This is a genomic window from Mesorhizobium sp. CNPSo 4684 (assembly GCF_057784315.1).
In genome coordinates this window covers 45016-56026 of the sequence record NZ_JBWLUX010000040.1, presented here as the reverse complement: position 1 = coordinate 56026, position 11011 = coordinate 45016, and the positions used below count along the sequence as shown (strand labels likewise).

9 protein-coding genes are annotated in these 11011 nt (G+C 63.8%); 4 read left to right on the top strand and 5 right to left on the bottom strand.

Annotated elements, in window-relative coordinates; translation table 11 throughout:
• Positions 1–231 precede the first annotated feature (231 nt).
• Both uvrB and AC04SG_RS28555 read right to left on the bottom strand, forming a co-directional pair.
• A complete protein-coding gene (gene uvrB / locus AC04SG_RS28560) occupies positions 232–3516 on the bottom strand; it encodes an excinuclease ABC subunit UvrB (protein WP_488553775.1) in 3285 nt (1094 codons plus the stop codon).
• A gap of 122 nt (positions 3517–3638) precedes the next feature.
• Complete coding sequence (locus AC04SG_RS28555) at positions 3639–4895, bottom strand: hypothetical protein (protein ID WP_488553774.1); 1257 nt, start codon at positions 4893–4895, stop codon at positions 3639–3641.
• A gap of 155 nt (positions 4896–5050) precedes the next feature.
• On the opposite strand from AC04SG_RS28555, the gene AC04SG_RS28550 reads away from it, so the two are divergent.
• Positions 5051–6097: a CapA family protein gene (locus tag AC04SG_RS28550; protein WP_488553773.1), complete on the top strand. Its 1047-nt coding sequence runs from the start codon at positions 5051–5053 to the stop codon at positions 6095–6097.
• Positions 6098–6151: 54 nt separating this feature from the next.
• A complete protein-coding gene (locus tag AC04SG_RS28545; RefSeq protein ID WP_488553772.1) occupies positions 6152–7129 on the top strand; it encodes a hypothetical protein in 978 nt (325 codons plus the stop codon).
• Positions 7130–7135: 6 nt separating this feature from the next.
• On the opposite strand, the gene AC04SG_RS28540 is transcribed toward AC04SG_RS28545, so the two are convergent.
• Both AC04SG_RS28540 and AC04SG_RS28535 read right to left on the bottom strand, forming a co-directional pair.
• Positions 7136–7627 (bottom strand): YegJ family protein, encoded by a 492-nt coding sequence (locus tag AC04SG_RS28540; protein WP_488553771.1) that lies wholly within the window; start codon positions 7625–7627, stop codon positions 7136–7138.
• A 102-nt stretch (positions 7628–7729) separates the two neighbouring features.
• The gene (locus AC04SG_RS28535) at positions 7730–8251 is read right to left on the bottom strand and encodes a hypothetical protein (protein WP_488553770.1); all 522 of its coding nucleotides are present in this window, start codon (positions 8249–8251) and stop codon (positions 7730–7732) included.
• A gap of 284 nt (positions 8252–8535) precedes the next feature.
• Between AC04SG_RS28535 and AC04SG_RS28530 the strand changes: the two genes are divergently transcribed.
• On the top strand, positions 8536–9153 hold the full coding sequence (locus tag AC04SG_RS28530) for a hypothetical protein (protein ID WP_488553769.1): 618 nt from the start codon (positions 8536–8538) through the stop codon (positions 9151–9153).
• Positions 9154–9196: 43 nt separating this feature from the next.
• Here AC04SG_RS28530 and AC04SG_RS28525 read toward each other — a convergent pair whose 3' ends face one another.
• On the bottom strand, positions 9197–9355 hold the full coding sequence (locus AC04SG_RS28525) for a hypothetical protein (protein ID WP_488553768.1): 159 nt from the start codon (positions 9353–9355) through the stop codon (positions 9197–9199).
• Between the two features lie 689 nt (positions 9356–10044).
• On the opposite strand from AC04SG_RS28525, the gene AC04SG_RS28520 reads away from it, so the two are divergent.
• Positions 10045–10983: a diacylglycerol/lipid kinase family protein gene (locus tag AC04SG_RS28520; RefSeq protein WP_488553767.1), complete on the top strand. Its 939-nt coding sequence runs from the start codon at positions 10045–10047 to the stop codon at positions 10981–10983.
• Positions 10984–11011 lie beyond the last annotated feature (28 nt).

The following is an 11011-nucleotide window of genomic DNA, read 5'->3' as shown; positions in this document are numbered from 1 at the left end:
GGAGAAGGTGGATCGGCGCGACAGCGCCGAGACGGTTGAGGGGTGTTCCAGCGGAGTGAGACGTCGGCGTTCCCTGGAGCTCCCCTTGTGGGAGAAGGTGGCCGAGCGAAGCTCGGTCGGATGAGGGTGCTCCAGGGAACGCCGACGTCTCACTCCGCTGGAACACCCCTCAACCGTCTCGGCGCTATCGCGCCGATCCACCTTCTCCCACAGGGGGAGAAGGGAAAGGCGCTACTTCCCCGGCCTGCCGGTCTTGCCCGGTCGGCGCTTTTCGCGACGGGCGTCGCCTGGGTCTTCGTAGGAACCAATACCGGGGCGCTGGCGGACGATGGGCTTGGCTGAATCGCTGCGATCCTTCGCGCCCCCCTCTGTCCTGCCGGCCCCCACCAGGGGGGAGATTGGCTGTGGCTTGGCCGGCACTCTTCCCTCAACCGGCTTCTCCGTGCGGCGCACAGTCATCTCGTCCAGCGAGTTCTTCTTGAACAGCGGCTTGGTGGCCTCGCCCGGAATGCCGAAGTCGGAGCCATGCGCTTCTTGCGCCGACTGTTTCTTGAACAGCGAACGCGAGACCGCGCCTGACGGCGTCGGCATGTCGGTGCCAGGCCCCATATCGTCCAGCGACGGTTTTGCAAACAGCGGCTTCTTCACCGGCACGGCGCCGTCGGCGCCCATTTCGTCGAGCGCCGGCTTGCGGAAGAGGTTGGACCGGGCAGCCCTGGCCGCCTCTTCGGCGGCACGTGCCTCGTCGAACTTGCGGAAACGCTCCTGCTCCTCAGCCGTACGGTGTTTGGCCACGCCCTTGTTGTGCTTGCCCTTCTCGCGGCCGGAGACCGGGCTTTCCATGTCGGCATATTTGGCCAGCGGGTCTTCCGAGATCGACAGTTCCATCTCGCGCAGCCGCTTGATCTCGTCGCGGATGCGGGCGGCCTTTTCGAAGTCGAGATTGGCTGCGGCGTCGCGCATCTGTTTTTCCATGGCGTCGAGATGGGCCTTGAGATTGTTGCCCATCATCGCGCCGGCGCCGTCGGTGAACTGCGAGATGTCGGCGCGGACATGGTCCTTCTCGTAGACCGAATCCAGAATGTCGGAGATGCGCGACTTGACCGATTCCGGGGTGATGCCGTTGGCCGCGTTCCACTCCATCTGCTTTTCGCGGCGGCGGTTGGTCTCGGCCATCGCCCGCTCCATCGAGCCGGTGATCTGGTCGGCATAGAGGATGACCTTGCCGTCAACGTTGCGAGCGGCGCGGCCGATGGTCTGGATCAGCGACGTTTCGGAACGCAGGAAGCCTTCCTTGTCGGCATCGAGGATGGCGACGAAGCCGCATTCGGGAATGTCGAGACCTTCGCGCAACAGGTTGATGCCGACCAGGACGTCGAAGGCGCCGAGCCGCAGGTCGCGCAGGATCTCGATGCGCTCCAGCGTGTCGATGTCGGAGTGCATGTAGCGCACGCGGATGCCTTGCTCATGCAAATATTCGGTCAGGTCTTCGGCCATGCGCTTGGTCAGCACCGTCACCAGCGTGCGGTAGCCGGCGGCCGTGGTGTCGCGGATCTCGCCGACGACGTCATCGACCTGGCTCTTGGCCGGGCGTACCTCGACCGGCGGATCGATGAGGCCGGTCGGGCGGATGACCTGCTCGGCAAAGACGCCGCCGGACTGTTCCATTTCCCAGCCGCCGGGCGTCGCCGACACCGCGACCGAGAGCGGACGCATCGCGTCCCATTCCTCGAAACGCAGCGGCCGGTTGTCCATGCAGGACGGCAAGCGGAACCCATACTCGGCCAGCGTCGCCTTGCGACGAAAGTCGCCGCGATACATGCCGCCGATCTGCGGCACGGTGACGTGGCTTTCGTCGACGAAGACCAGCGCGTTGTCGGGAATGTATTCGAACAAGGTCGGCGGTGGATCGCCCGGCTGGCGGCCGGTGAGGTAGCGCGAATAGTTCTCGATGCCGGCGCAGGAGCCGGTGGCTTCCAGCATTTCGAGATCGAAGCGGGTACGCTGCTCCAGCCTTTGCGCCTCCAGCAGACGCCCAGCCTTTTCAAGCTCTTGCAGACGCTGCTTGAGCTCTTCCTTGATCGACTTGATGGCTTGATTCAAGGTCGGGCGCGGTGTCACATAGTGCGAATTGGCGTAAATCTTGACGCTTTTCAGCTCGCCGGTCTTCTGGCCGGTGAGCGGGTCGAATTCGGTGATCGCCTCGATCTCGTCGCCGAACATCGAGATGCGCCAGGCGCGGTCCTCAAGGTGGGCCGGGAAGATCTCGATCGTGTCGCCGCGGACGCGAAACGAGCCGCGGACGAAATTGATGTCCTGGCGCTTGTATTGCTGGGCGACGAGGTCGGCGAGCAGAGCGCGCTGGTCGAGCCGGTCGCCGATCTGCATCTGAAAGGTCATCGCCGTATAGGTCTCGACCGAACCGATACCGTAGATGCAGGACACCGAGGCAACGATGATGACGTCGTCGCGCTCGAGCAGCGAGCGCGTCGCCGAATGGCGCATGCGGTCGATCTGCTCGTTGATCGAGGATTCCTTCTCGATGAAGGTGTCGGTGCGCGGGACGTAGGCCTCCGGCTGGTAGTAGTCGTAGTAGGAGACGAAATACTCGACCGCGTTGTCGGGGAAGAATTTTTTGAACTCGGAATAGAGCTGCGCGGCCAGCGTCTTGTTGGGCGCCAGGATCAAAGCAGGGCGCTGCGTCTCCTCGATCACCTTGGCCATGGTGAAAGTCTTGCCGGAACCGGTGACGCCGAGCAGCACCTGGGTGCGGTCGTTGTTGTCGACGCCTTCGACGAGGTCCTTGATGGCGGTCGGCTGGTCGCCGGCTGGCTCGAAATCCGACACCATCTTGATGGCGATGCCGCCTTCGGATTTTTCCGGGCGGGCAGGGCGGTGCGGCGTCCACAGCACGCCGTCCTTGTGCAGCGGATTGCCGGATTCGATCAGCGCCGACAGCGCCGCGACCGTGGCGGTGACGCTGCCCGAGGCCATCGTCTCGGCGTCTTCCAGCGAGATGTCGAGGCCGGCGACCGGGTTGAGGCCGGCTGCCGTGCGTTCGCGGGCCGTGGCCGCGCCGCCCATTGAGGTGCCGCGCGAACTTCGGCCGGGCGCGGCGGAACGCTCGGGGATCTTTTTCGACTTTGCGGCTTCCCTCCCCCTCGAGGGGAGGGTGGCGGCGGAGCCGCCGGGTGGGGTCGGTTGGACCGGTCTCGGCGCTCCGGCGGTGCCTTCTGCGACGACCCCCTCTGTCGCCTTCGGCGACATCTCCCCCTCAAGGGGGGAGATTCTCAGGCCTTCCTTCTCGGCCTCCTGCTCGATCTGCTCGGCCCAGTCCGCAATCGAGCCGGTCAGCGGCGTGCCGGTGAAGTCGGCCTGCGGCGCTTCGGCGAAGCCGCCCTTGTGCAGCGGCTCCGAGGCATCGAGGAAATCGGTCAGCGGGCTGCGCCGCTTGGGCGGCGAAGCGCTGTTGTCACCCGCCGTCGAGGGCGTCTTTTTGTCGGGGAGTTTGGCCATGCCCCGAATATGGGCAGAGTCCGCCAAAATGGAAAGGGTGCAGTGGCGCGGGGCATTGGCAGAACCGAGGCTGCTGACACAAGGGTGTCAGGAGCTGTGGCGCGAGTGCCTGGCGATTGCCTTCAGTTGAACCACAGCGCGAAGGTCAAAAACCCGGCGCCGCCGAACTGGCGCTGGATCTGGTCGAACTCGTCGTTGGTCAGGATCTTGCCGCTCTCGAGATAGGGCGCGATGGCCGGGCCGGTGATCGACAGCACCAGGTCGAAATTTTTCGGCTCCTCGAAGAAGCGCTTCATGTTGATGCCCTTGTCGGCGATGCGGAAATGCGGCAGCAGCGTGCGGCCTTCGAGCAGATCCTCGGCCATTGTCAAAGTGGCAAGCCATGCCTGCACCTGCTCCTCGCCGACTTCGAGGCCGGTCAGCGGGTTGGCGCCCTTCTGCTGCGGGCCGGGCAGCCATTCGCGGTCATTGTCGGTCTCAGTGCGGATCGCCTTCCAGTCTTCGCGCGACAGCCGGATCATTTCCAGGAGATGGCGGCGCGCCGCCTGTCGGCGCTCGGGCTCGACCACCGGCCAGTTGACGAGGTGCACCAGCGAGATGAAGTCGGCAATGCGCCATTCGGAGGCCAGCATGCCGCCGCTGGTGCCGCCATCCAGCGGCACGAGAATGTCCTGCAGCGGCAGTTTGGCGTGCGGGAACAGCATGTGGAACGAGCCGTCGAACATGTTCCTGAAATCATGCGCCAGCCAGAAATCGGCTTGCGCCATCAGGAACTCGGCATAGCCTTGCAGCCAGTAGCCGTCGGCGCGGTCGAAGCGGAAGGCGAGTGAGGGAGCGGCGGCGTCCGACGTGATGCCGCCGCGCGACAGCGAGGCCATGATGGCGGCCATGCTTTCGTCCGGCGCGATGGTGCCGTCCTCGTTGAGGTCGATGCCGACATGGGTGAGGTCGATGACCATGCCGATATCGGCGTCTGCCGGCACAGAGCCCAGCGTGGCGGCGGATTTCTCCAGGCGGTCGCGGAAGGCGACCAGAATGGCGCGGAACTGTTCATAGGTCAGCGGTTCGGGGTTGGGATTGTCGGGAACCGGAAGCCGCATCAGCGGCAGCATGAAGGATTGCGGGCTGTCGAAGCCGTGGCGGTGCAGGCCGCCGGCGAGGATTTCCAGCGCGGTGAAGAATTCGCCTGCGCCGGCGGCATAGGCCGATGCGGGATCGCCTGACGCCGCAGCCTCGAGCGTGGTCAGCGCGGCATTGCGGTCGGCCACGGTTTTCGCCTCGAACAAAGCGGTTGCCGCTTCGGGCGCCGCGGCGGACGCCGACGACAAGGGCAGCATAAGAAGGAAGGCGGACGCCAACAAGCTTGCTACACGTGTCATCTCATTCCTCCACTATGCCATTGCGCGGACCATACACGTATTCAGTGCGCCGCGTCTGCCCATCACGAGCGGCAGTGTTTCGAGGCTGACGGTCGACACTTCCCGGGCAGACCGTCTACACAAGCCAACCGATTGGGCAAACGATTGGGCGTCGCGTGTCGAACTATCCGCTTTCCTACAAACTGTCATGGCTGCCGCGCTTCCTGAAACCGTCGCTCGGCGGCGATGTCAGGGACTTTGCGCCGATCGCGGCGACAACCATCATCGATCCGCCGCCGGCGCGGAAGGTGCGGCTGGCGTTTGTCGGCGACATTTCGGCGGTGGCCAATCGCAGCGCGCCCGAATGCGATCCGGCTATCGCAAAGCTGCTGGCTTCGGCCGATCTGGTGATCGGCAATTGCGAAAGTCCGGTGGTCGAGCGGCCAAGCGTGGCGCTTGGTACGCGGCTCGGTACGCACCATGCGATGAGCGAGCGGTTTGTCGCCGAGGCACTTACCGCCGTCGGTATCGCGCGCGAAAAACTGGTGCTGTCGCTGGCCAACAACCACGTGCTCGACCAGGGTATCGCCGGTTTCGACGAGACGGTTGCGGCGCTGAAGCGGCTCGGCATCCGCACCATCGGCACCGCAAAGCAGGGACCAGTCGAGCAGGTCAAGGCCGGGCCGCTGACGATCGGCTTTGCCGCCTTCACGCTGTGGCGCAATGCCGACGCCGCGCGGTTCAGCGAGCGTGTGTCGATGCAGAGCGATCCGGCGGCATGGCAGCGAGGTGCGGCGGACAAGAGCATCGATCTGCGCTGCGCCATTCCGCACTGGGACTGGGAGTTTCGGCATTTTCCGCACCCGCAGACGCTGGCGCTGGCCAGGCAGCTTGCCTCGCATGGCGTCGGGCTGATTGCCGGGCACCACGCCCATGTCGTGCAGCCGGTGCAGTGGGTCGGCAAGACACTCGTCGCCTATGGGCTCGGCGACTTTCTCGGCACGGCGCTGGCGCGCCAGCCATGGCCAGGCCGCATCGGCGGCATTTTCGTCGTCGACGTCAGCGCGGATCTCGGCAAGCGCGGCGCAATCGCCGGCTACCGGATGCATCCCTTCATGCGGCTGCGCGCCGGCGGACATGAGCGGCTGGTTTCGGTCGAGGCGCTGACGGGCGGGATGAAGGGCAAGGTGGAGGCCCGGCTGAAGGCGATTTTCGGCGATTGACGACTTTGCCGCAAAAGCGGCTATCATAAACACCGTCAAGCTTGCGAGGGGGCGATGGAAGCAGCTGAGTTCATGCCTGATGAAGCGGTGGTCGCCGGCATCAGGAAAAACATCGAAGCCTATGAGGCCGGACGCGCCTCGGCCTATCGCCAGGTGCGCTGGCGGGTGCCGGTGTTTCTCGGGCTGCTGCTGGGCTTCGTCGCGCTGGTGGCCTGGCTGTTCAACAAGGTCGCCGACTTGAACGAGCAGTGGTTCTCGACACCGCATGTGTTCCTCTATGTCGTTGGTTTCTTCGCGGCGCTGCTGCTCTATTTCCTGGCGATGAGACCGGCGACGCGGCTGCAGCAATCGTTCCGCGACACGCTGCTGCCGATCATTTTCGGCTTCATCAGGGATGTGCGCTATCAGCATAGCGTGACGCCGAATTCCTTCGACCGGCTGCCGCGCGCCGTGGTCGGCACCTTCAACCGGCAGAGCTTCGACGACATCGTGTCAGGCCGCTACGAGGAGTTTCCGTTCGAGCTTTATGAGGCGGAGTTGCGCCAAGGCACCGGCAAAGGCTCGTCGACGGTCTTCAAGGGCGTCATCGTCGCCTTCGAGACGATCGCGCCATTTCCCGGCACATTGGTGGCGACGCGGCGCAGCAATGCGGTCGTCGGCTTCTTCCGTGGCATCTTCGCCGGCAAGATGCAGGAGCTGTCGAGCGGTGACCCGCTGCTCGATAGTGACTATGAATTCCGCACCGACAATGTCGCCGCCGCCCAGCCGCTGGTCACCGGCCGGCTGGCGCAGGCGCTGAAATGGCTGCATGAGACATGGCGCGACGATCCGGCGCGGGTGGCGCTCAACGGCAGCGACGGTTTCCTGCTTTTGCCGCAGCCGAAGAACTTTTTCGAGCTGCCCGCCATTTCCGTGCCGCTCGACTACACCAGCCACATAGCGCCGATGATCGCCGATATGGGGTCGATCCTGGCGACGGCGGCGCTGGTGCGCAAGATCGGCGCGACGGATGGGGAGGTTCAGCCCAGCTGACTCGCGTTAGCAGTCGAAGCCGTAATTCTCGCGATAATAGTCCGCTTCTTCCTTCGATATCGTCTTGAACAGCACGCAGACGGTGAAGCTGCCGACCTGACGGCCGTTCCTGGTGTATCCCCCGTCGGAAACATCGTCCCGGGTGAATTCGAGTTCCTGGCCGGCGACCACGTTGTGCACGGCCTGCGGTTCATTCGACAACGTTCCGGCGAAGCCGGTCGCGGTCTTGTGGAAGGGGATGATCCAGAAGAAGTGTTCCGAAGTGTCGCCGTCCTTGACCGCGACCTTCAATTTGTAGTCGGTGGTTCCGGCCGGCGGTGCGTCCGACAAGGCCAGGAATTGATCGAGGCTGGCGTGCGCCTGCGCGATGGCCGCCGCCATGTCCGGATCGTCCCTTGCGACGTTGACAACCTTGTCGTCGCCCTGACTTTGCGCTCCGGCAGGGATCGGAGGTAACGCCAGCATCAGGGACAGCATGGTCCGAACAGCGCGCTTCATGAAAGGGCACTCCTTCGTTCTGATGCCTGACACCATCATGCATCTATCTGGAGTTTTCAACGGCAGTGCGACGCTGAGGTGTTGGCCCGAACGGCCAGCCGCTCACAACCCGCTCGGCACCAGCCCTGCCAGCCAGTTCGCGGATCGCTTGGCGATGCTGACCGTTGCCGATGCGGCACGGCCGAGATCGGTCTTGACCACGGCATAGCCGTTCCTGGTGCGGTAGAGCACGCCGGTTCCGCCATCGACCATTTGCTCGTAGGCGACGGGCCGGGCCGCTGCTGCTTCCATGGCCGTCGTCGGTGAGCCGACGGGCACGCTCGGCCGACGGCTCAGTTCCGGCGGCAACGGGCTTTCGGATTGAACACTCCGGCTGGCCGGCTTCAGTTCCGGGCCGGATGCGGTCGCCGCCAGTTGGGAAGAGGATGCCGACCCCTTGGTGCGGCAGATGCCGGAGACCAGCGGATAGTCGAAGTTCTTCTGGTGCAGCATCTGGCTTTTCATCGCCGCTTCGCAGTCGGCGATGGTTGCCCACTTCGCCGGCGTCTCGCCGATATATTCGCAAAGCTTGGCGTCGCAGTCGCAACCGACGATGGTCATGGCGACAAGGGCGGTCTTGATCACGGTCTTGTCCTCGGATTGCCCCCCGGCAGTTCACTTTCCATCGCGCGCGAACAAGGCGGTATTTTGGCCACGGTCGCGCAATGAGCCAGGCGATGCGGTTTCGGGAAAGGCTCACTATAGGTGGATTTCGAGATGCCCGGGAGCAGATAGGGCGGCGACCATGGTGCGTTTGCGAAAGAAGGGCAAAATAAATATTGCCTTCTATCGCAACGACAACTGTTTCCTGGAGCGGTTTTCTATTACGATACTGATGGGGCGATACAATAAATATCGGAGGGGTTACCATGGGAAGAATTGTCCGGTCCGCGGTGGTGTCGAAAGGCAGACCGGGGCTTGAGGCCGTTGCAGGCGCTGAAGACGACGAAGGCGGGCAGAACGGTCAGGGCGAAACGGACTCGAAAGGCGGCGATGGTTATCTTGACCGGGTGGCGAAATATGTGCCCGCCGAAGTCGTGGCATTCTTCATTTTCGTTAATTCCATTCTCGACAACGCGGCCGAGGAGCCGGTAGCCAAGGCTTTGGCAAAGGCGCTGGATGAGAAATCCACCGATGTTCCCGGCGCTGTGCGGGCCGCTATACACACGGTCAAAATGGCCGGCTTCAGCATCTGGAACATTTCATGGATCGTGTTGATCATCGCGCTGGCAATGACGCCAATCTATCTTAAATCGGTGAGCGATGCCGCCGACAATGCGGAGGCTCCCGGCGCCAACATCGTCATGTCGATGCTCGCCTTCCCGTTCTGGGCTTACGCTGTCGATGCTCTCGCCTTCAGGCCATGGCATGACGGGGCGCTGGCCAGCATCATGCTGGCCACCTTCACGATCATCAGCGGCGCCATACGGCCGGAATATATCAACGCCGGCCTCAATTTGATCCCGGGCATCGGGCCAAAGAAGTAGGCCGCATGGAGGCCGGCCTCGTCGCAGGACGGCAGTCGCGGTTTCAGTAATCGTGGACGTGTTCCAGCCTGGCGCTGGCCTTGATCAGAGCCGGCAGCACAAGGTGCAGCTTGCGCACGACGACGATCAGCCCGGTGCGATGGGTGGCCGGATCGACCGGTATCGGCTGGCTGAACAGCGCGCGGGCGCCTTCGGGCGCCACAAGCTCGGCCGTCGACAGGATGTTGGCCGATTTTACCGAGGGTTGCAGCCCCAGCTGGAAAGGTATGTGAAGGCCCGAAAGACAGTCGGCGCCGGGATTTCTCCCAGCGCCTCCCTGTCAGATCAGGACACGGTCGGGCAGCAACTTCCCTAGAGATGTCGCGCCATGCCGGCCTTGATTTTGACGGCCCTGCCAGTCACCACCCGAGGGCGATGCCCGTTCCAGGCCACGCCGTTCTCCGCTCTTGCGAGCTTTGCTCAGCGTGCCATCGAAGGTTTTTGCCGTCCTTCATGGCAGCATCGGTCCGCCGTTGGCGTTCGCACGCTTTCCGCGGCCCCGTAGGTCTCGGCATCCGTCCCTCGAACAGGCAAGCCTGCTCTCGCTTCGGGCCGTACGGGCCTCAGGAAATCCGCCTTTTCGCTTTGCCTTTCGACGTGGCGATCGGTAGCCGCCTGAGATAGGTTAAACTTACGCCGGGTAAGGGTTTTGGGGAATGGGGGCGAACCTGTGGATAACGGGATTATCGGGGACGGTTTGCCACAAACCTCGGAATCTCGGCGTCGGCTGCCTTAGACAGCCTGCCCGCTTTTTGACGCCCAGCCGGTTGTACCCCTTGCTCCGCACGCAGGCGCGGGTTTCAATGCCGGCAAAGCATCGCGCCTATCGGCTCGGTGCGGGGAGGGTGCGCTTTGAAAGTCGGGGTTGTGCTCAATCCGATTGCCGGTGGCGGCCGGCTGAAACGGCATTGGCCGGAGGTCGCCGCGTCTCTGAAAACCCATTTCGGCGACTTCGAGCTGCGCGAGACGCAGGCCGAGGGCGATGCCGAAAGATTGGCGCTCGACCTCGCGGCCAGCGGTTTCGATCTGGTGATCGCAGCCGGCGGCGACGGCACCGCCAGTGAGGTGGCGGATGGGTTGCTGCAGGCATTCGATGAGAACGGCCGGACAACCGAACTCGGCCTGCTGCCTTGCGGCACAGGGATCGACTTCGCTCGCGGGCTTGGCATGCCGAAAGAGGTGGACGCAGTGCTGAAGCGGATCGCCGAAGCCAAGGCCCGCAAGGTCGATGCCGGGCGCATCTGCTACATCGATGATCATGGCGCGCTGGCCAGCCGCCACTTCATCAACATCGCCAGCCTCGGCCTGTCCGGCGCCACCGACCGCGCGGTCAATGCCGACAAGCGCAAGGGCAAGATGTCGGCCAAGGCGCTGTTTTTCTGGCGCACCGTGGTCGAGTTCATCCGCTACCGTTTCCAGGACGTCCGGATCACCGTCGACGACGGCATGCCGGTCGAAGCGCGCATGGCGCTGGTGGCGGTGGCCAACGGCAAATTCTTCGGCGGCGGCATGATGATTGCGCCGGACGCTGAGCTGGCCGATGGTCAGTTCGACATCGTCATCCTGCGCGCGGCGGGCAAGCTGAAGCTGATCTGGGACATCCGCCTGCTCTATGGCGGACGGCACCGCAACCATCCGGCCATCACGATCCTGCGAGGCCGGAAAGTGGTGGTCGAACCGCTCGGCGATGTCGAGAAAAATGGCGCGCTTGTCGACATAGATGGCGAGTCGCCGGGGCGTATTCCCGCGACGTTCGAGATTTTGCCCGGAGCGCTGACGCTGAGATATTGAATCAAGTGCCTTAGGCGCTGATTCTGAA